The sequence below is a fragment of the Nonomuraea longicatena genome, assembly GCF_039525605.1.
Taxonomy (GTDB): Bacteria; Actinomycetota; Actinomycetes; order Streptosporangiales; family Streptosporangiaceae; genus Nonomuraea; species Nonomuraea longicatena.
This window is the reverse complement of record NZ_BAAAHQ010000013.1, coordinates 1-26217: the sequence shown is the minus strand read 5'-3', so window position 1 is coordinate 26217 and position 26217 is coordinate 1. Positions and strand designations below refer to the sequence as shown.

The window sequence follows — 26217 nt, the reverse complement described above, 5'->3', positions numbered from 1 at the left end:
TCAGCGGGGCGGTCTTGCCAGTTTGCGCGGGCTGGTCAGGAAACCCCAGCCCCAGGAGACGTGCATGGCGGCGTAGACGAGCGGGAGCCGGAGCTTGGCCGCGAGCGGCAGTCCGGCGCCGGTCAGCACGGAGCCGCCGATGATCGCCACCGCGTACCCGCCGGGCACGATCAGCGTGATCGGCAGGAACGGCGCCGCCACCAGCCCGGCGAGCATGGCGAGCACGGCGGCGGGCGGCGCGAGGTAGCGCAGGTTGATCGTGCCCTCGTGGGTGCGGGCCACCACGCGGCGCCAGCGGCCGTAGTGGAAGTACTGCTTGGCCAGCGCCTTCACGTCAGGCCGGGGCCGGTAGGTGACGCGCATGCGGGGCTGGAACCACACCAGGCCGCCGGTCTGGCGGATGCGGTGGTTCATCTCCCAGTCCTGGGCGCGCTGGAAGTGCTCGTCGTACCCGCCGACCCGGTCGAGCGCGGTGCGCCGGAACACGCCGAGGTAGACGGTGTCGGCGGGACCCGCCGTACCGCCGACGTGGAAGGCGGCGGCACCGACGCCGATCTTGGAGGTCATCGCGCAGGCCACGGCCTGCTCGAAGGCGGTGACGCCCTCGGCGGCCATGATGCCGCCGACGTTGTCCGCGCCGGTCTGCTCCAGTGTCTCGACGGCGACCCTGAGGTAGTCGTCGGGCAGCAGGGCGTGGCCGTCGACGCGGGCGACGACGGCGTTGCGCGAGGCGCCGATGGCGGCGTTGAGCGCGTTGGGAGTGCGTCCGGTCGGGTTGGGGACGACGGTCACCCGCCGGTCGGCCGCCGCGATGGCGTCGGCTACCTGCTGGGTGCGGTCGTGGGAGGGCCCCACCGCCAGCACGACCTCGATCTCACCCGGATATCGCTGGGCGAGGATCATGTCGACGGCTTCGCGGAGGTGCCTCTCCTCATTGAGGACGGGCATGACGACGGAGATCGGCGGCCAGGCGCGCGTCTCCGCGTGCGCGTGCGGCGAGTCGGGCAACTGCTTCATGGCGGGCCTCACGCTACTGTACGGGCAGGGGAGGAAGGCAATCGAACGTCAGAACCCCTCCGGCGGAAAAGGGGGCAGGGCATGGGCGACCCGGGCCAGGAGGACGCGGGAGTGCACGTGGGCGGCGACGCCTACGGCGGCGTCAGGCTCGCGACCGGCCGCAAGCGCAAGCCGGTCAGGAGCGCCAGGTCCAGACGCCGCAACCTGATCCTCGCCGCCGCGCTCTCGACGACGGTGCTGGTCGGCACCGGCGTGGTGTGGGCGACGCCGCAGCAGATCGCGGGGGTCGACGCGGGCATCGGCGAGAGCGCACCGGCCACGGGGGCCATGAACATCCTGCTCGTCGGCGTCGACCGGCGCGACGATCTCACCCGCAAGCAACAGAACCAGCTCAAGCTGGGCCGGTCGGCGGGCGAGCGCACCGACACGATGATGCTCATCCACCTTTCCGACGACCACAGCAAGGTGACCGTGGTGAGCCTGCCGCGCGACACCTGGACCGAGGTGCCGGGCAAAGGCCATCACAAGATCAATTCAGCCTACCAGTTCGGCGGGGCGAAACTCGCCAAACAGACCGTCGAGCAGGCCACCGGGCTGAAGATCCACCGCTACATCGAGGTCAACGTCCTCGGCTTCATCGACGTGGTCGACTCGCTCAAGGGCGTCACGGTGTGCACGCCGGTGGCGATCGACGACCCGAAGACCGGGCTCAAGCTGGCGGCGGGCACCCACGAGCTGGCGGGGGCGCAGGCGCTCGGCTACGCGCGGACGCGGGCGACCGTACGTTCCGACCTCGACCGCATCGACCGCCAGCAGCAGGTGGTCTCGGCGCTCATGGACAAGGCGCTGAGCCCGGAGACCTTCGCCAACCCCGGGCGGCTGGCCTCGTTCGTCAACACGACGCTGCGCACGATCAAGGTCGATCCGGACGACGGCCTGCTCGGCCTCGCCTCCCAGTTGCGCGACGTGTCGCTCGGGAACATCCGGTTCGCGAGCATCCCCATCGCCGACGCCGACTTCCGCGCCCCGACGGGCGAGTCGGCCGTGCTGTGGGACAAGAACGCCGCCAAGGACATGTTCCGCCGCATCAGCGCGGGCGAGGACCTCACCCGGCCGAGCCCGAAGCCGACGCCCACCGCCACACCCTCGGCCAAGCCGTCGCTCGCGCCGGAGCGGATCAGGCTGAAGGTCCTCAACGGCACCCTGATCACCGGCCTCGGCCTGCGCACCAAGAACGCGCTCGTGGCCTCCGGCTTCCAGGTGCCCGACGAGCCGGGTAACACCACGAAGAAGGACCACAAGCAGACGATCATCCGGTACGGCGAGGGCCGCGAGGACGCCGCGCGCACCGTGGCCACCGCGATCCCCGGCGCCGAGCTGCGCAAGGTCGGGATCGACGGCATCGAGGTGATCATCGGCGCCGACCAGCCCAGGATCCGCGACCTGTCGCCCGGGGCCAAGCCGTCGCCGAAGCCGTCGGCGGTCGCGACGCCCACCACCAAGACCGCCGCCGAGAACATCTGCCGTAAGCAGGGATAAACCCCCACCTCTGGGGCAGGTGACCGGTATGGAGGTCAGGAGCGCGCACGAAGACGGAGCGACAGTGATCCAGGCCGTGGGCGACCTCGACGTGTCGAGCGCTCCCCTGCTGCGGACCGCGCTGTCCGCAGCCCTCTCCGGCGCCCGCTCCAATGCCCTCCCTCACGCCCTGCCCGGCACGTTGCCCGGCGCTGCCTTGTCCGGCGCTGCCTTGCCTGCCGCCCTGCCCGGCTCCTTGCCCGGCGCTGCCCTGCCCACCGCCGCGCCCGCCGTCCTGCCGGCCTCCAGGGCGCCGAACGCGATCGTGGACCTGACCGGGGTGCCGTTCTGCGACTCGGTCGGGCTCGGCGTACTCGTCGAGGCGCACAACCGCGCCCGGCGGGCGCGCGGGCGGCTCGTCCTCGTCGTCGCCCCCGGGATGATCACGCACCTGCTGGCGATCACCAACCTCGACCGGCACTTCGAGACGCACGCCTCCCTCGGCGCCGCACGGGCCGCCTTGGTCGCGGCCGCCTGAAGCGGCGGTCCGGGGAACACGGAGGTCCCGAGAACACGGATCCGAAGCGGCGGTCCGGGGGAAAATGGATGGGCAGAAGTGATCGCAGCCGCCTAAGCTCACGGTGACGCCAGTCGTTCCCTGGAGGCCGCACTTTGTTCGACCAGTTCCCCGAGCCCGCCAGATCCCAGCTGATCACCGCCTACGACGAAGGCAAGACCAAGCCCGACTGGGCTTTCTCCGAGGGCGGGGCACGGGTTGCCTTCTGGGCACCACATCGGGGCGCCGATCCGGTCGTCACCCGGCACTTCGATCCGGGGCCCAACCCGGCCGAAGGAGCCGACCTCCTCAGACACAGCCTGGCCACCCTCGGCCTCACCAAGATCATCCATGACATCGCCCTGCCGCCCGGCATGACCCCCACGATCGACCGGCCCGTCGAGCACGACGCGCTGATGGGCGCCGGATTCACGCTGGAGGTCGAACGCCTCGACCTCGAATGGCGGGCCGGAACCGACCTGCCGTCCGAGTCCGGGCGGCTCGACTACCGGCCCGCCAGGCAACTGCCCCAGCCTGCGCTGCTCGACCTGCTTGTGCGCATCTCGCATGATTCGCTCGACTACGACACCCAGGTCGAGCTCGCCACCGTCGGGGCCGAGCAGGAGGCCAGGGCCATGTACGCCGACCTGATCAACCGGCGTGGCAAGCCGGACTGGTTCGTCGTCGGCTACGCGGGCGAGCAGGCCGCGGGGCTCGTCGTGCCGGACGACCATTCGATCGCCTACATCGGCGTGGTGCCCGAGATGCGCGGGCGCGGCTACGTCGCCGACCTGCTGGCCCGGGGTACCCGCACGCTGGCGGAGGCGGGCGTCGCCGTCATCTCGGCCAGCACGGACGTCGCCAACAAGCCGACGGCCGCCGCCTTCCTCGCCGCCGGCTACTCAGAGGTCGGCAGGCGCTTCCGCTACTACTGGCGGGCACCGTGACCCACTGGCCGGACGGTCCCGTACCCGGGCCGAGGAGGGTGTCGTGAGGCTCGGCGTCATGTTCGAGCGCGACCGGCCGCCGGAGGAACTGGTGCCGTTCGCGCGGGCACTCGACGGCGCCGCCGTCGACGATCTGTGGGTGGTCGAGGACCTCGGGTGGACCGGCGGGATCTCCTCCGCCGCCACCGCGCTCGCCGTCACCTCGCGGCTGCGCGTCGGGCTCGGCATCGCGCCCGCGCCCCTGCGCAACCCGGTGCTGCTGGCCATGGAGGTCGGCAACCTCGCCCGGCTGCACCCCGGACGGCTGGCGGCGGGGATCGGCCACGGCGTCCCCGAGTGGATGCGGCAGGCCGGTGCCGCCGTGCCGTCGCCGCTCGCGCTGCTGGAGGAGACCCTGACCTCGGTGGCCGGGCTGCTGCGCGGGCAGACGGTCACGCTCGACGGCCGGGCCGTACGGCTCGACGGTGTGTCGCTGGTCCATCCGCCCGCCGAGCCGCCGCCGCTGCTCGCCGGGGTGTTCAACCCGCGTTCGCTGGCGCTTTCCGGGCGGCTCGCCGACGGGACCGTCATCCCCGAGGGATTCCTGCCCGCACGGGTGCCCGGGGTGCGGGCCGCCATCGGCGCCACCCGTCCGCACGAACTGGTCGCCATCACCCACCTGTACGTCGGCGACTCCCCCGCCGAGGTACGCGCGGCGGTCGCCGCCGAGTACTCCCCGTTCCTGAAGGTCGCGCCCGACCAGGTCGGGATGGCAGTCGGCGACGTTCCGGAGGCCGCGGCGCACGTGCGCGGGCTGTGGGAGGCCGGGGCGGACACCGTGGTCCTGCGGCCGGTGGGGGCCGAGCCGCTGGCTCAGGTCGAGCGGGTGCTGGAGGTCCTGCGCCCGTGACGGCGGGCGCCCCGTCCGACCGCGTGGCGCCGCTCCCTCAAGGGCCACCCGGTACGGCGGGGCGTGTCAGGGAGGCTTGCCGTACAGGCTGGATTTTCGGACAGTTGGCCCCACGCCGGGGATGTCCGAAACCTCGGATCCCGACGCCGGTATGCTCTGGACGCGTGAGCAGCCCCTCGTACCGCCCCATCGGGCCCGTCGTCGGCATGATCGGCGCCGGGCAACTGGCCAGGATGACGCAGCAGCCCGCCATCGCGCTGGGCATCGAGTTGCGCGTGCTGGCCGGTTCGCTCGACGACAGCGCCGCCCGGGTCGTCGTCGACACCCGCGTCGGCGACCACCGCTCGTCGGCCGACCTGCTGGACTTCGCCCAGGGCTGCGACGCGATCACCTTCGACCACGAGCACGTGCCCACCGAACTCGTCCGGGAGCTCGCCGACGCCGGCCACTCCGTCCACCCCGGCGCGGACGCGCTCGTCCACGCCCAGGACAAGGCCGTGATGCGCGAACGGCTCACCGCCATCGGCGTGCCGTGCCCCCCGTGGGCGCGCGTGGACACCCCCGCCGACGCCGAGCGCTTCGCCGCCGAACACGGCCTGCCCATCGTGCTGAAGGCCGTCAGGGGCGGCTACGACGGACGCGGCGTCTGGGTGTGCCGCACCCCCGCCGACGTCGCCGACGCCTTCTCCGCCGGGATCCCGCTGCTGGCGGAGGGATTCGTCCCCTTCAAGCGTGAGCTGGCCGTCCTCGTCGCCCGCTCCCCCCACGGCCAGGGCGTCAGCTACCCCGTCGTCGAGACCGTCCAGGAGGACGGCATCTGCGTCGAGGTCCTCGCCCCCGCCCCCGGCCTCGACGGCGAGGACGCCGCCCAGGCCCAGCGCATCGCGCTGAAGATCGCCCACGAGCTGGGCGTCACCGGACTGCTGGCCGTCGAGATGTTCGAGACCGAGGACGGGCTCGTCGTCAACGAACTGGCCATGCGGCCCCACAACAGCGGCCACTGGACCATCGAGGGCGCCCGCACCTCCCAGTTCGAGCAGCACCTTCGCGCCGTGCTCGACCTGCCGCTCGGCTCGCCGTCCCTGACCGCCCCCCACGTGGTCATGGTCAATCTGCTCGGCGGCGACGACCCCGACCTGTTCAAGCGGTACGAGCACGTGATGGCGCACGACCCCGGCGTCAAGGTCCACTTCTACGGCAAGGAGGTGCGGCCCGGACGCAAGATCGGGCACGTCACCGCCTACGGGGCCGACCTCGACGACGTACGCGCGCGGGCCCGCCACGCGGCCGTCTACCTCACCACGGGAGAGTACACATGACCGTCGGCATCGTCATGGGCAGCGACTCCGACTGGCCGGTGATGCGGCTGGCCGCCGAGGCCGTGGCCGAGTTCGGCCTCCCCTTCGAGGCCGACGTGGTCTCCGCGCACCGCATGCCCGCCGAGATGATCGACTACGGCCGCCAGGCGGCCGGGCGCGGCATCCGGGTCATCATCGCCGGCGCCGACGGCGCCGCCCACCTGCCCGGCATGCTCGCCTCCGTCACCCCGCTGCCGGTGATCGGGGTGCCGGTGCCGCTGAAGTACCTGGACGGCATGGACTCCCTGCTGTCCATCGTGCAGATGCCCGCCGGGGTGCCCGTCGCCACCGTCGCCATCGGCGGGGCCCGCAACGCCGGGCTGCTCGCCGTCCGCATCCTCGCCGTCTCCGACCCCGAGCTGCGGGAGCGGATGACGGGCTTCCAGGAAGCCCTGAAGGAGCAGGCGTACGCCAAGGGCGCCGCACTCCGCGCCGAGGCCGCCGACCTGGCCTGACCGCCTTCCAAGCCTGTCCACGGCGCTGCCCTGAGCGCTCTGGACAGGCTTTGCCATGCCCTATTACCTCCAAGGTGGAAACGGGAAACACCCGGACGAGCCTTGTCTGCCCGGCGCCCGCTGAAGCACGCTTGTGAGCACTGCTTCGAGGCTGCGCGGACAGACGGTACGGAGGTACGCGTGGCCCAGCAGCCCATGTCCTTCGGGACTGAGCTCCGCAGACGACGTCTCGCCGCCGATCTCACCCTTACCGACCTGTCCAGGCTGGTTCATTACAGCAAGGGCCAGCTGAGCAAGGTCGAGCGAGGCATCAAAGCACCAAGCCGCGAGCTGGCCGCCCAATGCGACACCACGCTCGGTGCCGGAGGCCGGCTCGCCGCCCTTGCCCACAGGCGTCCCTCCGGCGGGGAGCTCACGCGGGAGAACGACGACGAGGAGGTGTGGTTGATGCGCCTGTCCGCAGACGGGGAGAGCCGCTTCCAACCGGTGAGCAGGAGGCAGGCAGTGGCCGCCGGAGCGGCCTCGGTCGCGGGGATGAGCATCGGTGGCACGGCGCTCCCGCCGGGCTCCGAGGACACCTCGCTGCTGGGAACGTCCCGGTCGCTGTTCGACCACTACCGCAGGCTCGGCCAGGCCGTGGATCCCGGGCTGCTGCTTCCGGCGCTCATCGCGCAGACCCACACACTCCGGGAGCTGTCGTCCCGCGCCGGGCCGAGGACCAGCCGGGGGCTGCTCAGGCTCGGGGCGCGGTACGCCGAGTTCGTCGGCTGGCTGGTACAGGAGGGAGGCGACGAGCAGGCGACCCTGTGGTGGACGGAACGGGCCGTCGATCTCGCGGCCGCCGGCGGCGACCACGACCTGGCCGCGTACGGCCTGGTGCGCCGCGCGCTGGTCACGCTCTATCGCGAGGACGCGCGACAGACGATCGAACTGGCCCAATGCGCACAGACCGGCGGCCTGCCGCCCCGGATCCGCGGTCTGGCCGCGCAGCGGGAGGCGCAGGGCCACGCGCTCGCGGGCGACCACTCCGCCGCCATGGGCGCGCTGGATCGGGCGCGTGCGCTGCTCGCGAGCCACACCGCCGACGGGGACGGCCCCGTCATCGGAACCACCCATCTGAAGGACTCGGTCGGGATGGTCACCGGCTGGTGCCTTTACGACCTGGGGCGACCGGCCGAGGCCGCCCGCGTCCTTGAGGCGCAGCTGGCCGAGGTGCCGCTCCAGGCGCTGCGTACCCGGGTTCGCTACGGGGTGCGCTGCGCGCTCGCCCACGCCGCGGCAGGGGAGGTCGAGCACGCGTGCGCGCTGACCAACGGGCTGCTCGACGGCGTCATGACCGTCGGCTCGGCCACGGTCGCCACGGACCTGCGCCGGCTCGCCCGGGTGCTGGCCCGGTATCCGCGCAACCCGTCGGTGCGTGAGCTCACGCCCGAGCTCGGCACCGCTGTCCAGCTCATCACCCCTTAGGAGGAAATCGCATGCCCACTGTCTTCATCAACTACCGAACCGGAGACGGCGAGAAGACCGCTCTCCTCATCGACGAGAAACTCTCGGAGATCCTCGGTGAGAAGGGCCGGATCTTCCGGGCCACCAGGTCGATTCCGCCCGGTGAGGACTACGAGAAGGTCCTGCTCCGTAACGTACGGCGAGCCAGTGTCGTCTTCGCCGTCATCGGCCCGTCCTGGCTCGGTTCGCCGAAACTAAACGATCCGGACGACTGGGTCGTCAAGGAACTCGTCGAGGCGCACCGGCTCGACATCCGGATCGTCCCCCTTCTGGAGGGAGTGGGGGCCAGACGACTGTACGTCGCGGATCTGCCTCCGGCACTCGACTGGCTCGCCAAAGCCAACTCGGAACGGGTGAACGTCGAAACTCTCAAGACCGACCTCACCCGGATTGTCGCCAAGCTCGCCGAATGTATGCCTGAGTTCAGGGCGTTCACCGCTGTCCAAGCGCAACCTGATCCCGGTGCTGTGTCCAACAGCGCCGACTCCGTCTACGGACCGGCCGTACAGGGCCACAGCGTCTCCACCGGTGGCATCAGCACCGTCATCCACACCAACAACGGCACAGCGAACACGGGCGAAGGAGACTCCTACAACTACGGCTCTCCCCAGTTCCTGGGAGACAGGGGGACCTACATCGCCGGCGACAACCGGGGCGGCGTCGGCGACCGATTCCGCGGATCTCGTAAGAGCAAGAAGGACAAACGGTGAGCGATCAGTCTAGATCGTTCGTCGATGCTAACTACGGCAATCTTCACACCGGCGTCGGGGACCAGTACATCTTCGTCCAACACGCACAGGCCACCGGACAGGACCCTCGGCACATCGCGGCCGAGCAGATGGCATGCCTTCGCGACCTTTTCGTCCCGCCGGACGAGTTCTCCCGAGCACTGCACACCATTCAAGCCCAGAGAGCCGTGCTTCTGGAGGGGGCGCAGGGTTCCGGCAGAAGGACCACCGCCTGGATGCTCCTGGATGAGCTGTCTTCAGGCTCCGGGGCCTTCCTTGAAATCGTCCCGGAAAAGAGCGGGCGCCGCCTCGACCCCGGAAATGTCAGCCAGGGCTCTCTGGTCCTCGTGGACCTGGCTGGGATCACCGACGAGTGGCCCGTACTCCTCGGAGAACTGCCCGATCTCATCAGAGTCATCCACGAGCAGAGCGCCTACCTGGTGGTGGTCCTTCCCACTCGCATGTCCGAACGTCCTTCTGCGGAGGTCGGCGCCTGCGTGCGAATCAGCCGTCCTTCGAGCCTCAGAGTGCTGCGACACCATCTGCGTGTAGGCGGCATCCCGGTCTCCGAAACCGCCTCCACGCCCGAGGGACTCTCCACGTTCCTGGCCAGGACACCATCTATGGAGAAGGTCGCGTACCTCGCGACGCTCATCGTCGAGGCACGGGATCAGTCGGAGACGGAGGGCGGTTTCGCCCTTTGGTGCGAGCGAGCGCTGGATGTGCTGACTGACAGTCAGCACGCATCGACCACGAACAATCTCGCAGCACTCAGCGAGGGGCCACAGCGTGCATTGTTGCTCGCCACGTCCATGCTGCACGGATCCCACATCGACGCCATCCACCAGGCCGCCGACGCGATTCTGAAGACACTCAGGCATCCGCAGGACACGCGCCCCCTGCTGGAGCAACAGGATCTCGGCATTCGCCTCAACCAGATCGGAGCGAAGACCGATCGTGCGGGCAAGGTGCACTTCGACACGTTCGGTTACGACCTCGCGATTCGATCCCACTTCTGGACCCACTGGTCTCCCCTCCGGAAGTCACTCCGGACCTGGGTCGCCGACACCGTGGCGATGCCCGGCCTGGAGGAGGGCGATCGCAAAGAACTCGTCAGCCGATTCACCGACCTCTGTCTTCAGCCTCGATACCGGGATGCACTACCTGATTTCGTGCGCCAGTGCACAGAGGACGCCAGCAACAACGTCAGGATGAGCGCGGCCTACCAGGCGTTGCGGCAGGGGCTCGAACACGAGGAGCACGGCCGCTTCTTCCGTACCAGGCTTCTGGACTGGGCGAAGGAGGCCGCTCCGCCAAAAGGGCTCAGCCAGGTGATGGTCGTGGCGTGCTGGCAGGTGATGGCCGTCCGTCACCCGGACCAGGCCATAGTCCGGCTGCACCACCTGGCCCGCAGGGAAGGCGAAACCACTCACGCCAGGGACACCCTGACACGACTCGTGAATCTCGACACCCAGTTCCGGCTCCTGATATTGAAGAGGGCAGCCCAGGGGTTGATCACCGAGACCAGCCCCTGGCATCGTTTCGACGCCGACCTCTTCCAGGAGTTCGCCGATCCGACGGCGTTCACCATCGCAGAACCGGGGCGCAGGTCCCCTCTGGTTTACCGCAGTGTGCGCGCCGGCCTGGCCGACGGCTGGCATGGCGTCTTCCTGCGCTGCCCTCACGAGGTCTGGCGTGAGCGGGCAGAGCACTGGATCGAGACCGCGTTCGAGGTGGCGGCGCATCGCGATGCCCTCTTCGACGTACTCGTCGGCGGCGGGCGCGGGCGGGTGGACCTGCTGGCGCCCGTATACGCGCTCGCCCGCAACCTGGCCTTCCGCACCCCGGGCGACACCGGGCGTCATGTCGCCCTTCTCCGCAAGAAGATCAACCTCGCTCTCGGGCTCCAGGCCGCGTGAGCTTCATTTCACTTCGACGAACGAGAGGACATCGGCATGGACTCCGGCCGTAGAACGGTGGTGGTCTACCTGTCCGTCTTCGCGGGGCTGGTGCTCGCCGGCCTCATGGTGTTCGCCCCACTGCCACCCTGGACGTGGCTGGTGATCGCCGCACCGGCGGGCGTCATCGTGTTCCTGGCGGTGAAACTCACCGAACGCAGAGCGCCCGCCGTACCACCGAGAGAAGTGGTGTTCTCTCCGCCGCCGCCCGCGTTCCCGCAGGAGCTGACGATCGGACTCGTTCCGATACCGAGTGCGGAGAAGGACTACGACTTCCTCTTCTCCGCGACGGTGCGCTGGTCGCCGACGTCCGGGTCACCGGGTGGTTCTTCGGCGAATCTCGGCAACCTCGCGATGGACGCGATTCTGGAGCGTGCCATCCGCGTCGCGGAGAAGAGTCCCCCTGAGCGGGCCGCGCTCGTCCAGTACGAACTGAACGGCGCCCTCGGCACGATGCAGGCGAATGACGCGGGAACGGTCCGGGCGATGGCCGAGGCGGTGACGGTCGTCATCTCGGAGAGTGACCAGCGGCGGCTGACCAAGCTCGCCGAGATCCGCAAGAAGAAGGCCGTGTGGGAACACGAGCGCAAGTACGAGCAGAGCAGGCGGGAGTATCTCGGCGGCGACGTGCTGAAGGATCCCGGCAGCGCAGTGGTCTGGTGGCTCGCCAAACACGACGAACAGGTCGATAAGGTGGTGGAGGACCTGGGCATCCTCGCCCAGGTGACCTCTGCGGCGAACAACCGGGAACTGCCGGACCGTCCCCAGCCCACGGCGGCGTCGGCGAACGGGGACGAGTGGGTTGAGGTTTTCTCGGCGTTCCTGGCGACCGGCTTCCCCGACGACAACCGGCGCGCCCTGTTCAGCAGCAGCTTCGCCGACCTGCTCACCGCGCATGGAAAGCACGATCTGGCCGCCGACCTGGCGTCCCGGTTCGACGCACCGTCCAAGCCCGCCGACCCCCCGGACGAGCCCGCGTAACCGATGTTCCGGAGGTGGATCGTGGAGGCGCGACTCGTGACTTCGGCCGCAGCCGCTCTGGTCGGCCTGATGCTCACAGAATCCTGGACCGAGGCGAAGAAGGTGTTCGCCCGATTGTTCTCGGGCAATGGGAGCCTGCTGACGGAGTTGGACGCCTCCCGGGGCGAACTGGTCGCCGCACACGAGCAGGGCGACAGCGCCGTGGCGGCGGACATCGAGGCCGAATGGCGGCTCCGCCTGCGCCGCCTGTCAACGTCGGATCCGGAGACGGCGGCCGGGTTCGTGCATCTGCTCACGTCCCTGGATTCACCGCCCACCACGCGGGCGGCGGATGTGCACAACTCGATCATCGGCGGGGTACACCTCGGGCCGGTGGTTCAGGCCGGCCACATCTCCAGGCTGACGTTTCGCGCCCCACCCGACAGGATGTGAGTAGGGCCGCGAGATCCAGCGTCGTATACGGCCGACTGAAAGGGAAGACACCGCTTTCCGATTGCCGGTAATAGGGTTTCCCTATGAACCTGTCGCTGGATGACCTCAAAGTGTTCCAAACCGTCGCGGCAGCCGGCAGTTTCGGGCGAGGCGGGGCCCTGTTGCACCTGAGTCAGCCGACCGTCAGCGAGCGTATGTCCCGGCTGGAGCGCGACCTCGGCCAACGCCTGTTCCTGCGCAGCGGCCGAGGCGTCCGGCTGACCACCGCCGGCGAGCGCCTGCTGCCGTACGCCGACAGACTGCTGACGCTCGCCGACGAGGCCGTCACGGCCGCGCGCGCCGAGGACGAGCGGCCCCGCCTCCGGGTGGCCATGCACGCCACGTTCGCCCCCAGCACCATCCCACGGGTTCTCGACGCGCTGGCGCCCCTCGACGTCGAGGTCACCTGCACCGACGCCCACAGCGAGGACGTGGTGCGCTTCCTGCACGACGGCAGTGCCGACGCCGGGTTCGTGGTGCCCTGCCCCCACCCGAGTACGGTCACCGTGGAACCGTTCCTTGCCACCCCTGTGGTGTGCGTCGTCAGCCCCGGCCACGAACTCGCCAGAGCGCAGCGGCCGGGCATCCGCGATCTCGCGGCCTTCGCGGTCGCGTGCAACACCTGGGGTGACGGCGCCGCGCGGTTCCTGTCGCTGCTGCGTGCCGCGGCTATCCCGTCGTCCCGTCTGCATCTGGTCTCTCCCGCCGAGACCGTCGCGAACCTCGCCCGCAGGGGCACTCACGTCGGCCTGCTGACCCGCTCGACCGTCGCGGCCGACCTGGCGACGGGCATCCTGGTCGAAGTGCCGCTCGCGGACCTGCCGCGCTGGGAGATCATCGTCGGGCTGGCCTACCGCACCGAGGACGCCGACACCGAACCCATCCGGGCCCTACGAACCGCCTTCCGACACTGACGGGAGGTAGCGGCCGATGACGTCGACGATCTGCTCACCGCGCACCAGCACGCTGTAGGTGAACCGCTCGGTGCCGCCGCCGGTGTCGAAGGTGAAGGCGACGGTCAGCCGGTCCCCCTCGACCAGCCGTCCCGTCTCGTTGTAGCGACCGCCCGCGTCGGTTACGTCGGGTTTGAGGAAGCGATCGATGATCTCGTCGCGGCCGGTGAAGACCGCGCCCGCGCGGTCGAAGCGGGCGTCGGTCGCGAACACCTCACGCAGAGCCGGTACGTCGCCGCTGTTGGCCGCCGCGATGAACCGGTCGACGACGGCCGCAGCGGCCTCCACGTCCTCCGCGCCGGCGGAGGCGGTCGGTGCCGTGAGCCTGATCTCGGTGAGTGCCCTCTCCGGTGCGGTCCCCCCACTGCACGCACCGACGGCCAGGCAGGCGCCCAGAATCAGCAGCGCCCTCATGAGAGGCGGTCCGGGATCGGGGCCAGGCTGTAGTTGGCCCACATGAAGGCGTCCATCTGGTGCTGGTCTCCGGACAGGTTGGACACCCGGTCCACCTTGCCCTCGCCGTCGAAGTGCCAGACCAGCGCCCACACGGTGTCGACGCTGCCGACGCCCTCGGTGGTCCAGCCCCGGTGGATGTCCACCACGTGGTCGTCGTCCGCCTCCAGGAACAGGGGCTCGGCCTGGAAGCCGCTCTTGCCGAGTTGGGTGAAGAACGCGGCGACCTCCTCCACTCCGTACTTGGTGCCGGACAGCGGGTGGTGGCCGGGGATGGTCCACTCGACGTCCTCGGTCAGTACGGCCCGCATGCCGTCCAGGTCGTTGGCGGCGTATGCCGCGAAGAACGCGTTGATGGCCGCGAGCTTGGCGTCTTTGCTCGTCACAGTGATCTCTCCGAAAGGGTGCGGTTCTTCGCCTGGCGGGGCAGCAGCGCGGTGAGCGCCACTCCGGCGAGGGTGATGACACCGGCGGTGAGCATGGCGGTCTGCAGACCGCCGAGGGCGGCCAGTTCCGGCGTGGTGGTCGGGGCGAGGGAGCGGGTCGTGGCCGCCGTGATGGCGGCCAGGCCCGCGACGCCGATGGCACTGACGAACTGCGGCATCTGCGCGAGGCTGCCCGCCACCCCCTGGTCGGTGTCCGGCAGGCCCGAGGTCATGGTGGTGATGACCGCCACCACGGTGAGGACATGCCCGAACCCCATCGCCGAGGACGTGGACAGCAACAGCGGCAAGTTGCCCTCGGCGGGCAGGAACACCATGGCGGCGGTTCCGACGCCCTGCACGACCAGTCCGATGATCATCGCCTGGGTGGCGCCGCGCACGCCGATGAGCCGCGAGGCGACCGCCCCGGCCAGCAGCGCGGCGATCCCCTCCCCGAGGAACCCGAATCCGCTGGCCAGCGGGGAGTAGCCCAGGACGTCCTGCATGTACAGGCTGAGCAGCAGGGTCGTGCCGCCGCACATGCCGAAGGTGATCAATCCGATCAGGCTGCTCCACTTGACCGTCGGCCGGTTCAGCAGGCGCAGCGGCACCAGCGGGTCGCTGTGGCGGGCCTCCACCCTGAGGAAGCTGCCCAGCAGCGCCACCGCCGCCACCAGCGCGGCCAGCGTCGACAGGTCGGTCCAGCCGCTCTCGGCCCCGACGGTGAAGGCGTACACGAGCGCGAACAGGCCGGTGCTGACCAGGACGGCGCCCGGGACGTCCAGCCGCGCCGTACCGCGCTCGCCGTCGCGCGGCAGCAGGGCCAGCGCGCCGAGTAGGATCAGCGCCCCCATGAAGACCAGGATCAGCATGGTCCAGCGCCAGTTCAGTCCGTTGGTGATGATGCCGCCGCCGATCGTCCCGGCGACGAAGCCCAGCGACAGCAGCGCGCCGTTGATCCCCAGCGCCCTGGTCCGCTGGGGGCCCTCGGGGAAGGTCGTGGTCATCAGCGCGATCGCGGTCGCGCCGATCGCCGCGGCGGCCACACCCTGGCCGACGCGCGCCACGATCAGCATGGCGGGCGAGACCGCCAGCCCCGCGACCAGGGAGATCACGGTGAAGGCCGCCACACCGCCGACGAACAGGTTGCGGCGGCCGACCAGGTCGGACAACCGCCCGCAGAGCGGCAGCAACGCGGCCGTGGGCAGCACGCACGCCGTCGCCACCCATTGCAGATCGCCCGCCGAGGCGAAACCGAGGTCCCTGCCGATCTCCGGCAGCGCCACCACGATAATGGAGTAGTCGAGGCCCGTCATGAACGTCGCCCCGCACAACGTGACCAACGTGAGCAGGCCTCTGGTGCCCAGCTGGGGCGGAGCCCCGAGCGTGACTGTCACAATATGCCTTTCGAGGTATGCCGGCCGCCCCGCATCGGGCGGCCGAAGATGTGTGACATTCACCATCGGGGAGATTCCGGCTACCGAACAACGACGAGTTGTGTAAGGATCCATTCGCTTAACTCATCGTTCCGAGGGAGGGGGCATGGAACGGCATGAGATCGAAATTTTTCTGACTCTCGCCGAAGAACTGCATTTCGGCCGTACCGCAGAGCGAACCGGCGTGTCCCAGAGCCGGGTCAGCCAGACCATCGCCAAAACTGGAGAGGCGGTTCGGCGTCCGGCTCTTCGAGCGCACCAGCCGCAGCGTCACCATCACCGCGGTCGGCAGGCAGTTGCGCGACGGCATCGGACCCGCCTACCGCCGCATCCTCGACGAGGCCGACCGGGCCGCCGCCGCAGGCCGGGGCACCAGTGGGCTACTCAGGGTCGGATACTCCGCGGCGTTCACCGGGCACCTGCTCGTCAAGATCGCCGACGCCTTCGCCGAGGTGTGCCCGAACGTACAGATCGAGATCCAGGAAGTGCCGTTCTACGCGATCTTCGGGCCGCTACGCGCCGGCGAGATCGACCTGCAGATCACCGAGTTCCCCGTCGAGGAGGAGGACCTCACCGTCGGGCCCATGCTGGTCAGCCAGCCGCGCTCGCTGTTGGTGGCCTCCTCGCACCCCTTCGCGTCGCGGGAGTCCGTCAGCCTCGAAGACCTGGCCGACACCCGGCTGGTCGCCCCCAACGACCGCTCACCCGCGTACTGGCTGGACTACCACTATCCGCACCACACCCCGAGCGGCAGGCCGATCCCCTGCTGCGGGCACGTCATCGCCACCTGGGAGGACGCGCTGTCACTCATCACGGCCGACCGGGGCGTGAGTCCGGTGTCGGCCGTGGGCGAGCGCTATTTCAACCGGTCCGGCCTCACCTTCGTGCCATTCAGCGACGCGCCGCCCATCGAGTATCTGGTCCTTTGGCCGACCAACAGGGAGACGGAGTTGGTACGGACTTTCGCACGGTCGGCAAAAGCGTTCGTGGACGCCCACGGCGGGCCTACCCGAGTGGTGGACACATTGTGATTTCCAATGCCCCCCTTTCTTTTTCCGATGGGTCGGGCGATATATCGAACATTCCGAGTTGACGGGCGATCCGAGGGAGTCTGCGGCGGAACTCCGTCTCGTCTCCGTAGTCCCATCTCTCGCCGTCGGGATGCGCGTAGTTACTCAAGAAGGGGAACTTGCTGTACACCCCCCGCGCGGCCACCGCTTCGTACAGGTCCGCCGGATCGAGGCCGCGCGCCTCGTACACCTCGTACGGCACGTAGGCGAACGCCTCGAACTCCGGGTACACCTCGTCAGGCACGCGCTGCCGCCGGGTGTGCGTCACCCGGTCGAGCCGGAAGCCGCCATCGGCCGACCAGGTGGTCCGCTTGTGTGCGTAGGTACGCTTCAGCTCGACCACGTGCCGGATCTGCGGCAGCTCGAAGACGAGGTCGGGGCAGGTGACGATCTTCTCGAAGTCGGCTCGGCCGAGGCTGATCAGCCAGCGCACGAAGTACTCGTAGCCGTCGGAGGACCAGGAGGAGTTGACCGCCCAGCACGCCGCGTACACGTCCCAGGTGCAGGCCCGGTCGGCGCAGCGGGTGAACCAGCACTCGTAGTCCACGATCTCTTCGGCGGGCAGGGCGGACAGGCGGCGCGCAAGCCACTCCAGCCGCGCCGACCGGCTGCCCGTCTCCTCGGCGGAGCGCTCCACCAGTTCCCAGAAGCCGTCCAAGTCCATGAACCCACCGCCGTCCTCGCCGTTTACGAGGGATCGTGTCAGAGGGGTCTGACACGATCCCTCCCATGCCGCGCGACAGCACCCCCGACCTCGTCCAGATCACCAGCCTGCACGACGTCACGGCCGGGCTCCGGCAGGAGCTGATCGACTGCTGGATCGCCGTCACCAACGCGGGCGGCGCCGCCGGGTTCCCCTTTCCGCCGGTCGGCTGCCAAGACGTCGCCCCCGTCGCGGACAAGGTTCTCGACGGACTCGACCCGCAGCGGAGTCGGCTTCTCGTCGCGAGGACCGATGGCGTCCTCACCGGATGGGCCGTCCTCAACCGCGACCCCTACCGGCTCGTCCGGCACTGGGGCACCGTTCACCATCTTCAGACCCACCCGGACCGGCGCGGACAAGGCATCGGCGCCGCCCTCGTCCACGAACTCCGAAGGATCGCCCGAGACGAACTGGGGCTGGAACAACTGCATCTCGCCGCCCGAGGAGGCCAAGGGCTGGAGGAGTTCTACGGACGGCTCGGCTGGCGTGAGATCGGCCGCTGGCCCGGGCGCACTCCGGCTCGCTCCCGACGACACCCGCGACGAGGTCCTCATGATCCTCGCCCCGCTCTGATCAGGCGCATTCGAGGAATCGTCGCAACGCAGGTGAACCAACCCGTGAACCTGATCATCACATCACGCATGAGGTCGTTTCAACGAGCGAGCGCGTGGCTGGCCGTGTTCGTCGTCGGGCTGCCCGTCCTGGGTTTGGTCGCGGTGATCGTCGCGTTGCGGGGGCGGTCGTGGGTGCCGTTCTCGATGCTGTACCTGGTGCTGTTCATGCTGGCCTACCTCGCAGGCCTGATCCTGCTCGCCCTGCTGCGCTTCCGGCCGGACTGGCTGCGCGCGCTCGTGGCGGCCGTGGCCGTGTACGCGATCGTGTCGGTCACACCGTTGGTCGACACGATGGCCCGTTATCCGTACCACGTGGTCAGGTGCGGCGGCCTGCCCGTCGTGGCCAGCGGCTTCGCGGCAGCCATGAGCTACGACGTCCCTGGGGACGAGTACTACGCGGTGACGCCGTTCGACGGTCCGTTCTTCTGCACGGAGAAGGAGGCTGAGGCCGCCGGCTTCCACCACTCCGTCTCCTGACTCCGGTCTCGGGTCCGGCGAGGTTCGGGAGAATCGCGATGTCGGTGTCCCAGCCGAGCGTCTTGCGGGGCCGGGAGCTCACGTGGCAGCAGGCATCGAGGTTTGACCCTAATGGTATGGGCCCACTCCAATGAGCACGGGCAGCAGCGGGACGGCGAGATGAGCGGTCGGGATCAGCGCGAACGAGGCGGCGACCAGCATGTCACCGCGCTTCGGCGGGTCCACGGCCGTGTCGAAGGCCAGACGGGCGGCGAGCAGGAGAGTGGCGAAGACAAGAACCATCGCGACGAGGACGGTGGGGTGATGCCATAAGCCCGGGTCGAGGGGGATCTGCATCCATCGTTCGTCCGCCTCCAAGTCCTTCACCAGGGTGGGCGAGGCGGCCGCCCACGAAGCGCCCAACTGGCCCAGGCCCAAGATCGCGGCGGCCAGATAGGCCAGGCGGGGGTGCGGCGTGCGCCAGCGGGCGGCCAGACGGCCTGCGATGATCGCGCAGAAGTAGCCGACGGTACTGCCCGAGGTGTAGGCGAGGGCGGCGACGGTGCGCCATTGTCCGAGGACCTGGTCGAGCATTTGGGGGTCTGACCACAGACTGCGCCCCACGCCCACGTTGAATGGGGACAGGACAGCCGATGCGGTCACGCAGATCACGAGCAGGAACGCATAGGCGACGATGCGGAGTCTGATGATCATAACGCTCATCATGTCGATCGCCCTCGGCCCGTGGTGACAGAACCGAGCTTCATCGAAGATCGCCGCGCCTCCTGCCGTACAGGCGACCACGGCAACCCGCGTGTCCGGTGGCAAGCCGACCCGGAGCCCAGGGCCGCCAGGCCCGAGCACCGGAAGCGGCGCGGCAGCGATCGCCCCGACCCGCGTGAGGGGTACCGAAGTGGCGATCGGCTACGGTCTCGATCCGCCCGACCCGGCGCGTGGCTTCCATCGCGCTCGTCTCTGCCGTCACGAGGACGGCGAGCGTACCCTGCTGATAGACATTCCCTATTCCTGCGGCGGTGTCAGATGAGCCTTACACCCGAATTCCCTTCAGGTCTTCCGACAGGTGATCGCATCCGCATTCTTCGCGAGCGCAAAGGAATGAGCCGCCCCGTACTCGCTGGCCTTGTCGGGATGTCTCCTGCCTGGCTCAAGAAGATCGAGTCCGGTCAGCGTCCCATTCATTCGCTCACCCATTTGGTACGTCTCGCCCAAGCGCTACGCCTCTCCGATCTGTCCAGCCTCACCGGAGATCCGGTCAGCATCCCCGTCAACGCCATTGGGAAGCTGTCACACCCGGCCGTGGCCGAAATCCGGGCGGCCCTTCACGGCGCTTCCCTCCCTTCGACGCCGTCTCTGGCCCCGATCACCCCGGAGGCTCTCAAGGCCCGGGTGGATTCCGCGTGGCGCCTGTGGCACAGCAGCACACACCAGAGGACGGAAGTCGGTTCGCTGCTGCCCGGTCTCATCCACGACGCCCACGTCTGCATCCGCGCCCACCAAGAGGGAGACAGACGAGTCGCACACGCCGCGACCGGCGACCTCTACCGGCTGGTGCAACGCCTGCTGGCCCACATCTGCGAGCCAGAACTGTACTGGATAGCCCTGGACCGTGGACGAGCCCACAGCGAAGAAGCGGACGACCCCCGATCGCTCGCACTGGCCGCGTGGTCAACCGCGATCGGCCAGCGCGCAGCCGGGTACTCCGAGGAGGCGGTCCGCACCGATGAGGCGGGGATGGATCTTCTCCGGGAGACGCTCGAAGGTGGCGACCCCGAGGTGCTCGGCATCTACGGGGCGCTGAACCTCCAGGCGGCGGTCTCCTGTGGCCTGGACGGCCTGTCCGGCGACGCCGAACGGTACCTGGAGGCGGCTCAGCACACAGCGGAGCGCCTTCCGGCCGGGTACACGCACTCGCAGTCGGCGTTCGACGCCTCCAACGTCGCCCTTCACGGTGTGACGGTGGGCGTCGGGCTCCTCACGCCGGGGGAAGCGCTCAGGAGGGCGGAGGCCATCTCGCCCACCAGCGTCAAGTCGCTTGAGCGACGCTCCCGGCTGCTGTTCGACATCGCCGCAGGACACCACCAGCGGAGCGAAACGACGGCAGCCTTCCACTACCTCAACCAGGCGCACCGTGTGTCCCCTGAAGGAGTTCGGTACATCCCGCTGGCGCGTCGTTTGGCGGCCGACGTCGCCAAGGCTGCGCCCGGCCCGCTGAAGGCCGACGCCGTAGAACTCGCCGAGGCCCTCGGAGTCGCCGCATAGAGAGAACTCTTTATTCCCGAAAACGACATATAGCCTCAAAACTAGGGGGGACAACGAGTCCCCCTTAGTCATTTCTCAGGGGCTTACCTTCAATGCATGACCTTGACAGCAGCAGTAATCCGGTCCTCCTCGGGAAGCAGGGTGCGACCCAGCGAAGCCGCCGAACTGCTCGCGACTGAGCTTTCAGCCTGGGGCATTAACGCGGACCCTCAACCATCTCGGAATGGTGGCGACACCTGGGTGTCGGTGTGGACCGGTCTTCTGGTCCGCTGCGACGGACTCACCTTCTCCTGGACGCCCAAAGACCGCAGATCCGCAGCAGTGCATTACGCACCTGCCGACTCGCCGCGAGCCGCAGCCGAGATGGTCGCCGCTCACTATCGGCTGCTCGTCGCCCGGTACCCGGCGCCGACGTGCCGCCTTCAGGGGCTCGAAGCGGCGATGCCGCAGTAGCCCCCGCACACGTCCGCTCCGGCCCGGCTCCCACCCGTGGGGGCGAGAAGAGCCGAACGCCGGAGCGGGCTCAGGGTGCGCGTCCCCGGGACCGCGACACTCCCGGGGACGCACCCCCGTCACTTCTCGCCACCACAGATTCAGGAGGCCCGTATGAACCGCAGCCGCCACCTCCGGACGATCCGCACCACCGCGCTCCTCCTGGTCACCGTCGGCACGCTCGTCGCGGCGGTGATCGGCCCCCTGTACGTCCCGGCCGCGTGGCTGCCGTTCCTGGCCGCGTTCTACCTGACCTCCATGCCCCTCGCCCAGCACGCGGACATCCCGCCGGTCGGCGTCAACGACCCCTGGACGGACGCCCGCTGGCAGCGCCACCTGAAGCTCATCGCCCTGCGCGGCCTCACCCGCGAGGAGGCCAACACCGCCCTCGAACGGCTCTGCATCCCCCGCATCCCCGCCAAGGCATGGACCCAGGCGACAGCCCCCGCGGAATCGACCCGGTGACCCGGTGGACATCGAGCGCGACCGCAACCGGCCCCTGGCCCTCGACCCCAGGGAGGAAGGGCGGGTGCGCCGTGGCCGACATCTGTGCCAGCACACCCACCGGTGCGCATACCCGGGCTGCCTCAACCACTGCGGCGACTTCTGCTGCGAGACCTGCTCCCCGCCGGATGCGCTGACCCCCAAGCTCCCGGCTGCCGCCTCGGACGAGGACCCAGGCTTCCGGCCGGGCTCGACCGCGCGGACTCCGGGCGAACCCTCCGTTTCGCCCTGACCCACGCCATCCCCGCTTCGACCTCACCCGGAGCGGGGCAAGACTCCCGGCCTCCGCAGATGGAGGAGAGGCCGGGCATCCCCTCGGGGCCGGGACCCCCGAGGGGAGGGTCTCTGCCAGGCCGTCAGCTCCAACCCTGGCAGAGACCCACACTCCAACTCTGAGAGCCTCGCGCCCGGCCGTGCACATCCATCCCCAGCACGGCCCGGCGCCTTCCCCTTGGCACAGGTCCCCAGGGGAGCGGCCCGGGGCTTCCGCCGCCCGTCATCTGGGGTACGGGCCGGCGGAAGCCCCGCCCGCTGCACAAACCACCCGCAGGACCCGGCAATGAGCGCGGCCTAGCTGGAGCCATCTGCGGTTGAGAAGCGCGCGGACGTCGGCGGCCTGGCCTATGTGAATGGATGACCGCTTCATCAAGGCCAGGAGCTACAGCGGACCCGTCTGGAAGCCCGCTCTGGTGACAGCGGGCGTGATCCCGGCACCGGACAAGGAACTCGCCGAGTACCTCGGCCACGCCGACCCGGGCTTCACCCTCCGTGTGTATGCCCACCTGATGCCGGGCTCACATGACCGTGCCCGCAGAGCGATCGACGACCGCCTGTTCCGTCCGCGCGGCGTCTCTCACGGAACAGGGACGGAACAGTGATCGTTTGAGCTTCGACGACCGCACGGCGCGCCCCGCCTCCTACGACAGGAAGGCGGGGCTTTCGCAGGTCAGGGACTACTTGAGGAGCTGGCGGGCCATCACCATGCGCTGGATCTGGTTGGTGCCCTCGTAGATCTGGGTGATCTTGGCGTCGCGCATCATGCGTTCGACGGGGAACTCGCGGGTGTAGCCGTACCCGCCCAGGAGCTGGACCGCGTCCGTGGTGATGTCCATGGCGGCGTCGGAGGCGGCGCACTTGGCGGCGCTCGACAGGAAGGTCAGATCCTTCTGCGGGCTGCCGTGCATGGCGAGCTCGGACTTGGCCGCCGCATGGTAGGTCAGTTGCCTGGCCGCCTCCAGCTTCATGGCCATGTCGGCGAGCATGAACTGCACGCCCTGGAAGTCGGAGATCGGCTTGCCGAACTGGCGGCGCTCCTTGACGTACCCGATGGAGAAGTCCAGCGCGCCCTGCGCGATGCCGAGCGCCTGGGCGGCGATGGTGATGCGGGTGTGGTCGAGGGTGGCCAGGGCGGTCTTGAAGCCGGAGCCGGGCTCGCCGATCAGGCGGGAGGCCGGGATGCGGACGTTCTCCAGGATGACCTGCCGCGTCGGCGATGCCTTGATGCCGAGCTTCTTCTCCTTGGGACCGAAGGAGACCCCTTCGTCAGACTTTTCCACGACGAAGGCGGAGATGCCGCGGGCCCCTTCTCCCGGCGCGGTCACGGCCATCACCGTGTAGTACTCGGAGACACCCGCGTTCGTGATCCACATCTTGGTGCCGTTGAGCACGTAGTGGTCGCCGTCGAGGACGGCGCGGGTCTTCATGCCCGCCGCGTCGGAGCCCGCGTCGGCCTCGGACAGCGCGTACGAGAACATGGCCTCGCCGCCGGCGACCGGCGCGAGGTAGCGGGCCTTCAGCTCCTCCGACGCCGACAGCAGCAGTGGTACGGTCCCCAGCTTGTTGACCGCCGGGATCAGCGACGAGGACGCGCAGGCCCTGGCCACCTCCTCGATCACGATGACCGTGGCCAGGGCGTCGGCCCCCGCGCCGCCGTACTGTTCGGGCACGTGGACGGCGTGCAGGTCGGAGGCGACGAGCGCCTTGTAGACGTCCCAGGGAAACTCCTCGGTCTCGTCGGCCGCCGCTGCGCGCGGGGCGATCTTCTCATCGGCCAGGGCGCGTACGGTCTCCCGGAGCATGGCGTGCTCCTCGGCCGGCGCGTAGAGAGGGAAGCTCATAACACAGATACTAGGACGTCCGAACATCTTGTTACCAGTCGGTACGGTTTGCCCGTTTACACAGGAGGCACAGAGGAGTAAAGGACCGGTAGCATGCCTGGCGACCGAAAGGAGCTCACTCGTGCCATATCGCCTCACGGTGATCGGGACCGGATATCTGGGCGTCACCCATGCGGCGTGCATGGCAGACCTCGGATACGACGTCCTGGCCTTGGACATCGACGCCGAGAAGATCCGTCGGTTGCGTAATGGCGAGCTCCCGATCCACGAACCGGGCCTCGAAACCGTGCTCCGGCGCGGCCTCGGCTCGGGACGGCTGCGTTTCACCACGTCGTACGAGGAGGTGGCCGAGTTCGGCGACGTGCACTTCCTCGCGCTCGGCACACCCCAGAAACACGGCGAGTACGCCGCGGACACCTCATACCTCGACGCCTCGATCGAATCACTCGCACCGCATCTGACGCGGGAGTGCCTGATCGTGGGCAAGTCCACCGTACCCGTGGGCACCGCCGCACGACTCGCCGACAAGATCGCCCGGCTGGCCCCGATCGGCGCCCAGGCCGAGCTCGCCTGGAACCCCGAGTTCCTGCGGGAGGGCCGGGCCGTCCAGGACACCTTCGCGCCCGACCGCATCGTCATCGGCGTGCGCTCCGAACGGGCCGAGAAGGTGCTGCGCGAGGTGTACGAACCGCTCGGCGAGGTGCCGATGGTGGTCACGGACTTCGCCACGTCCGAACTGGTCAAAACCGCGGCCAACTCCTTCCTCGCCACCAAGATCTCCTTCATCAACGCGATGGCGGAGGTCTGCGAGGCCGCCCACGCCGACGTGCGGCAACTGGCGGAGGCGCTGTCCTACGACGACCGGATCGGCGGGAAGTTCCTCAACGCGGGGCTCGGGTTCGGCGGCGGCTGCCTGCCCAAGGACATCCGCGCCTTCATGGCCCGCGCCGGTGAGCTGGGCGCCGACCAGGCGCTGACGTTCTTGCGTGAGGTCGACGCCATCAACATGCGGCGACGCGCCCGCATGGTGGACCTGGCGCGCGAACTGGCGGGCGGCTCGTTCCAGGGATGCACGGTCGGGGTGCTCGGCGCGGCCTTCAAACCCGACTCCGACGACATCCGCGACTCCCCCGCGCTCGACGTGGCCGTCACGATCAGCCAGCAGGGCGGGCGGGTGACGGTGTACGACCCGATCGCGCTCGACAACGCCCGCAAGGCCCACCCGCAGCTCGCGTACGGCGAGTCGGCGCTGGAGGCGCTGCGCGGCGCGCACGTGGTGCTGCTGCTCACGGAGTGGCAGGAGTTCGTCGAGCTCGACCCTGAGGTGGCGGGGGCCGCCGTGGCGCAGCGCCGGATCGTCGACGGCCGCAACGCCCTCGACGCCTCGGCGTGGCGTACGGCGGGATGGCACTACCGCGCCCTGGGCCGCCCGTAGCACCCGCTCACGTGCCCTTCAGCAGGGCCTGTACGGCGAGACGCCCGCTCACTTGCCCCTCAGCAGGCTGTGTACGGCAAGGCTGACCGTGACCCAGAGCGCGAGCGCCCCTCCCGCCGCACCCGCACCCACGATCACAGCCCCGGTCAGTGTGTTGCCGTCGCCGACGGCGAGCAGCGTACCCGCGACCCCGATCAGCAGTGCGAGCAGGAAGCCCGCCACCACGCACCAAACGATGCTCGTCCTGTTCATTGACCCGTAGCTCCTCACGTCGGACACCGATTCGACGGCATGAACATCTAGCAGTGTCACGAGCACGGGTTCGGGCGTTGATCATGGTTCGGACAGTCACGGAAGTTACCCGGATGTATCCGGATATCTTCGGATATTTCCCTGTAAATGATCTTTCGGACCGCCAGAAACGGCAGCCGTCAGCGCCCCAACCTGTGACACCATGAGTTGCCTCTTGGGGCCGAGTCGCCACATTCACTCACCACAGCCCCGGGTCCGGAAACTTCCGTAAATCTCGTGTGATCTGGATGAATATGATCATGGGTGGAACCAGTCGCGGCGGCAGGCATCTGACGTTGCTCGCCGCGAGGATCAGCAAGCTGTACCGCGTGGAAGCCGGAGAACCCACCTATCTGACCTTGGAGAAAACGGCGGAGACGGTCATCGCCGAGGCGACGGACCGCGACTTCTTCCGCCACCTACCCAGGGCTACGGCCTGCGACCTGGTCGGCGGCAAATACAAGCGCATCCCCGCCTGGCCGAAGATCCACACATTGGTTATCGTCTGCCACCGGATCGCCGGAAAGTCCAACCTTCCCATCTCCCCCCTTGACAGGGCCGATGCGTTCTCATGTTGTGAAACCGAGTAGTTGAAGGCCGTCGGCGG

27 protein-coding genes and 1 pseudogene are annotated in these 26217 nt (G+C 69.1%); 20 read left to right on the top strand and 8 right to left on the bottom strand.

The window, feature by feature from the left end; all coding sequences use genetic code 11:
* A complete protein-coding gene (locus tag ABD120_RS14880; protein ID WP_343950449.1) occupies positions 1–1017 on the bottom strand; it encodes a glycosyltransferase family 2 protein in 1017 nt (338 codons plus the stop codon).
* A gap of 81 nt (positions 1018–1098) precedes the next feature.
* Here ABD120_RS14880 and ABD120_RS14875 point away from each other — a divergent pair, with 81 nt between their 5' ends.
* The 12 genes from ABD120_RS14875 to ABD120_RS14820 all read left to right on the top strand — a co-directional run bounded on the left by ABD120_RS14875 (position 1099) and on the right by ABD120_RS14820 (position 13298).
* Positions 1099–2556: an LCP family protein gene (locus tag ABD120_RS14875; RefSeq protein ID WP_343950448.1), complete on the top strand. Its 1458-nt coding sequence runs from the start codon at positions 1099–1101 to the stop codon at positions 2554–2556.
* A 28-nt stretch (positions 2557–2584) separates the two neighbouring features.
* On the top strand, positions 2585–3073 hold the full coding sequence (locus ABD120_RS14870; RefSeq protein ID WP_343950447.1) for an STAS domain-containing protein: 489 nt from the start codon (positions 2585–2587) through the stop codon (positions 3071–3073).
* Positions 3074–3207: 134 nt separating this feature from the next.
* On the top strand, positions 3208–4038 hold the full coding sequence (locus ABD120_RS14865) for a GNAT family N-acetyltransferase (RefSeq protein ID WP_343950446.1): 831 nt from the start codon (positions 3208–3210) through the stop codon (positions 4036–4038).
* Between the two features lie 43 nt (positions 4039–4081).
* Positions 4082–4927, top strand: coding sequence for an LLM class flavin-dependent oxidoreductase (locus ABD120_RS14860; RefSeq protein ID WP_343950445.1), 846 nt, complete (start codon positions 4082–4084; stop codon positions 4925–4927).
* 206 nt (positions 4928–5133) lie between these two features.
* On the top strand, positions 5134–6246 hold the full coding sequence (locus tag ABD120_RS14855; protein WP_425563973.1) for a 5-(carboxyamino)imidazole ribonucleotide synthase: 1113 nt from the start codon (positions 5134–5136) through the stop codon (positions 6244–6246).
* The gene (gene purE, locus ABD120_RS14850) at positions 6243–6740 is read left to right on the top strand and encodes a 5-(carboxyamino)imidazole ribonucleotide mutase (protein WP_343950443.1); all 498 of its coding nucleotides are present in this window, start codon (positions 6243–6245) and stop codon (positions 6738–6740) included. Before ABD120_RS14855 ends, purE begins: the two co-directional genes overlap by 4 nt.
* 180 nt (positions 6741–6920) lie before the next feature.
* Positions 6921–8207, top strand: a complete 1287-nt coding sequence (locus tag ABD120_RS14845; protein WP_343950442.1) for a helix-turn-helix domain-containing protein — start codon at positions 6921–6923, stop codon at positions 8205–8207.
* 11 nt (positions 8208–8218) lie between these two features.
* Positions 8219–8956 carry a toll/interleukin-1 receptor domain-containing protein gene (locus tag ABD120_RS14840; RefSeq protein WP_343950441.1) on the top strand — a complete coding sequence of 246 codons (738 nt, stop codon included), beginning with the start codon at positions 8219–8221 and terminating at the stop codon, positions 8954–8956.
* Positions 8953–10893 carry a hypothetical protein gene (locus tag ABD120_RS14835; RefSeq protein ID WP_343950440.1) on the top strand — a complete coding sequence of 647 codons (1941 nt, stop codon included), beginning with the start codon at positions 8953–8955 and terminating at the stop codon, positions 10891–10893. Before ABD120_RS14840 ends, ABD120_RS14835 begins: the two co-directional genes overlap by 4 nt.
* A gap of 36 nt (positions 10894–10929) precedes the next feature.
* Positions 10930–11913, top strand: a complete 984-nt coding sequence (locus tag ABD120_RS14830; protein WP_343950439.1) for a hypothetical protein — start codon at positions 10930–10932, stop codon at positions 11911–11913.
* Between the two features lie 69 nt (positions 11914–11982).
* Positions 11983–12345, top strand: coding sequence for a hypothetical protein (locus tag ABD120_RS14825; protein ID WP_343950438.1), 363 nt, complete (start codon positions 11983–11985; stop codon positions 12343–12345).
* An 83-nt stretch (positions 12346–12428) separates the two neighbouring features.
* A complete protein-coding gene (locus ABD120_RS14820) occupies positions 12429–13298 on the top strand; it encodes a LysR family transcriptional regulator (protein WP_343950437.1) in 870 nt (289 codons plus the stop codon).
* Here the strand turns inward: ABD120_RS14820 and ABD120_RS14815 are convergent.
* From ABD120_RS14815 to ABD120_RS14805, 3 genes are read right to left on the bottom strand one after another with little or no spacing between them, the layout of a single operon-like run.
* On the bottom strand, positions 13275–13751 hold the full coding sequence (locus ABD120_RS14815) for a nuclear transport factor 2 family protein (protein WP_343950436.1): 477 nt from the start codon (positions 13749–13751) through the stop codon (positions 13275–13277). The two genes, ABD120_RS14820 and ABD120_RS14815, sit on opposite strands and share 24 nt — an antisense overlap.
* Entirely contained in the window at positions 13748–14176 is a 429-nt protein-coding gene (locus ABD120_RS14810) for a nuclear transport factor 2 family protein (protein WP_343950435.1), read from the bottom strand. Before ABD120_RS14810 ends, ABD120_RS14815 begins: the two co-directional genes overlap by 4 nt.
* Positions 14173–15609, bottom strand: coding sequence for an MFS transporter (locus tag ABD120_RS14805; RefSeq protein ID WP_343950434.1), 1437 nt, complete (start codon positions 15607–15609; stop codon positions 14173–14175). The genes ABD120_RS14810 and ABD120_RS14805 overlap by 4 nt, the downstream gene beginning before the upstream one ends.
* Positions 15610–15754: 145 nt before the next feature.
* Between ABD120_RS14805 and ABD120_RS39785 the strand changes: the two are divergent.
* Both ABD120_RS39785 and ABD120_RS14795 read left to right on the top strand, forming a co-directional pair.
* Positions 15755–15823: pseudogene (locus ABD120_RS39785) on the top strand (hypothetical protein); the annotation flags it as partial.
* 121 nt (positions 15824–15944) lie between these two features.
* Positions 15945–16679 carry a substrate-binding domain-containing protein gene (locus ABD120_RS14795; protein WP_343950432.1) on the top strand — a complete coding sequence of 245 codons (735 nt, stop codon included), beginning with the start codon at positions 15945–15947 and terminating at the stop codon, positions 16677–16679.
* On the opposite strand, the gene ABD120_RS14790 is transcribed toward ABD120_RS14795, so the two are convergent.
* A complete protein-coding gene (locus ABD120_RS14790) occupies positions 16654–17382 on the bottom strand; it encodes a DUF4240 domain-containing protein (RefSeq protein WP_343950431.1) in 729 nt (242 codons plus the stop codon). The genes ABD120_RS14795 and ABD120_RS14790 overlap by 26 nt on opposite strands.
* A gap of 65 nt (positions 17383–17447) precedes the next feature.
* Between ABD120_RS14790 and ABD120_RS14785 the strand changes: the two genes are divergently transcribed.
* The gene (locus ABD120_RS14785) at positions 17448–18512 is read left to right on the top strand and encodes a GNAT family N-acetyltransferase (RefSeq protein WP_343950430.1); all 1065 of its coding nucleotides are present in this window, start codon (positions 17448–17450) and stop codon (positions 18510–18512) included.
* A gap of 108 nt (positions 18513–18620) precedes the next feature.
* Here the strand turns inward: ABD120_RS14785 and ABD120_RS14780 are convergent, their stop codons facing one another.
* Complete coding sequence (locus ABD120_RS14780) at positions 18621–19205, bottom strand: hypothetical protein (RefSeq protein ID WP_343950429.1); 585 nt, start codon at positions 19203–19205, stop codon at positions 18621–18623.
* Between the two features lie 327 nt (positions 19206–19532).
* Here ABD120_RS14780 and ABD120_RS14775 point away from each other — a divergent pair, with 327 nt between their 5' ends.
* The 3 genes from ABD120_RS14775 (at position 19533) to ABD120_RS14765 (ending at position 22645) form a co-directional block, all read left to right on the top strand.
* Positions 19533–20771: a helix-turn-helix domain-containing protein gene (locus ABD120_RS14775; protein WP_343950428.1), complete on the top strand. Its 1239-nt coding sequence runs from the start codon at positions 19533–19535 to the stop codon at positions 20769–20771.
* Between the two features lie 606 nt (positions 20772–21377).
* On the top strand, positions 21378–21728 hold the full coding sequence (locus ABD120_RS14770; protein ID WP_343950427.1) for a hypothetical protein: 351 nt from the start codon (positions 21378–21380) through the stop codon (positions 21726–21728).
* A gap of 668 nt (positions 21729–22396) precedes the next feature.
* A complete protein-coding gene (locus tag ABD120_RS14765; RefSeq protein ID WP_343950426.1) occupies positions 22397–22645 on the top strand; it encodes a hypothetical protein in 249 nt (82 codons plus the stop codon).
* A 75-nt stretch (positions 22646–22720) separates the two neighbouring features.
* Here the strand turns inward: ABD120_RS14765 and ABD120_RS14760 are convergent, their stop codons facing one another.
* Positions 22721–23884, bottom strand: coding sequence for an acyl-CoA dehydrogenase family protein (locus ABD120_RS14760; RefSeq protein ID WP_343950425.1), 1164 nt, complete (start codon positions 23882–23884; stop codon positions 22721–22723).
* 121 nt (positions 23885–24005) lie between these two features.
* On the opposite strand from ABD120_RS14760, the gene ABD120_RS14755 reads away from it, so the two are divergent.
* The gene (locus ABD120_RS14755) at positions 24006–25319 is read left to right on the top strand and encodes a UDP-glucose dehydrogenase family protein (RefSeq protein ID WP_343950424.1); all 1314 of its coding nucleotides are present in this window, start codon (positions 24006–24008) and stop codon (positions 25317–25319) included.
* Positions 25320–25367: 48 nt separating this feature from the next.
* Here ABD120_RS14755 and ABD120_RS14750 read toward each other — a convergent pair whose 3' ends face one another.
* Complete coding sequence (locus tag ABD120_RS14750; RefSeq protein WP_343950423.1) at positions 25368–25571, bottom strand: hypothetical protein; 204 nt, start codon at positions 25569–25571, stop codon at positions 25368–25370.
* 287 nt (positions 25572–25858) lie between these two features.
* On the opposite strand from ABD120_RS14750, the gene ABD120_RS14745 reads away from it, so the two are divergent.
* Entirely contained in the window at positions 25859–26200 is a 342-nt protein-coding gene (locus ABD120_RS14745) for a hypothetical protein (protein WP_343950422.1), read from the top strand.
* The last annotated feature ends 17 nt before the right edge of the window (positions 26201–26217 follow it).

Excerpts from the sequence above, each read along its gene's own strand:
- ABD120_RS14815 (WP_343950436.1), bottom strand. The coding sequence starts at position 13,751 with ATGAGGGCGCTGCTGATTCTGGGCGCCTGCCTGGCCGTCGGTGCGTGC.
- ABD120_RS14820 (WP_343950437.1), top strand. The coding sequence starts at position 12,429 with ATGAACCTGTCGCTGGATGACCTCAAAGTGTTCCAAACCGTCGCGGCA.
- ABD120_RS14825 (WP_343950438.1), top strand. The coding sequence starts at position 11,983 with ATGCTCACAGAATCCTGGACCGAGGCGAAGAAGGTGTTCGCCCGATTG.
- ABD120_RS14770 (WP_343950427.1), top strand. The coding sequence starts at position 21,378 with ATGAACCGCAGCCGCCACCTCCGGACGATCCGCACCACCGCGCTCCTC.
- ABD120_RS14840 (WP_343950441.1), top strand. The coding sequence starts at position 8,219 with ATGCCCACTGTCTTCATCAACTACCGAACCGGAGACGGCGAGAAGACC.
- ABD120_RS14870 (WP_343950447.1), top strand. The coding sequence starts at position 2,585 with ATGGAGGTCAGGAGCGCGCACGAAGACGGAGCGACAGTGATCCAGGCC.
- ABD120_RS14790 (WP_343950431.1), bottom strand. The coding sequence starts at position 17,382 with ATGGACTTGGACGGCTTCTGGGAACTGGTGGAGCGCTCCGCCGAGGAG.
- ABD120_RS14750 (WP_343950423.1), bottom strand. The coding sequence starts at position 25,571 with ATGAACAGGACGAGCATCGTTTGGTGCGTGGTGGCGGGCTTCCTGCTC.
- ABD120_RS14785 (WP_343950430.1), top strand. The coding sequence starts at position 17,448 with ATGCCGCGCGACAGCACCCCCGACCTCGTCCAGATCACCAGCCTGCAC.
- ABD120_RS14830 (WP_343950439.1), top strand. The coding sequence starts at position 10,930 with ATGGACTCCGGCCGTAGAACGGTGGTGGTCTACCTGTCCGTCTTCGCG.
- ABD120_RS14875 (WP_343950448.1), top strand. The coding sequence starts at position 1,099 with ATGGGCGACCCGGGCCAGGAGGACGCGGGAGTGCACGTGGGCGGCGAC.
- ABD120_RS14765 (WP_343950426.1), top strand. The coding sequence starts at position 22,397 with ATGGATGACCGCTTCATCAAGGCCAGGAGCTACAGCGGACCCGTCTGG.
- purE (WP_343950443.1), top strand. The coding sequence starts at position 6,243 with ATGACCGTCGGCATCGTCATGGGCAGCGACTCCGACTGGCCGGTGATG.
- ABD120_RS14745 (WP_343950422.1), top strand. The coding sequence starts at position 25,859 with ATGAATATGATCATGGGTGGAACCAGTCGCGGCGGCAGGCATCTGACG.
- ABD120_RS14780 (WP_343950429.1), bottom strand. The coding sequence starts at position 19,205 with ATGATCATCAGACTCCGCATCGTCGCCTATGCGTTCCTGCTCGTGATC.
- ABD120_RS14855 (WP_425563973.1), top strand. The coding sequence starts at position 5,134 with ATGATCGGCGCCGGGCAACTGGCCAGGATGACGCAGCAGCCCGCCATC.
- ABD120_RS14760 (WP_343950425.1), bottom strand. The coding sequence starts at position 23,884 with ATGAGCTTCCCTCTCTACGCGCCGGCCGAGGAGCACGCCATGCTCCGG.
- ABD120_RS14775 (WP_343950428.1), top strand. The coding sequence starts at position 19,533 with ATGAGCCTTACACCCGAATTCCCTTCAGGTCTTCCGACAGGTGATCGC.
- ABD120_RS14880 (WP_343950449.1), bottom strand. The coding sequence starts at position 1,017 with ATGAAGCAGTTGCCCGACTCGCCGCACGCGCACGCGGAGACGCGCGCC.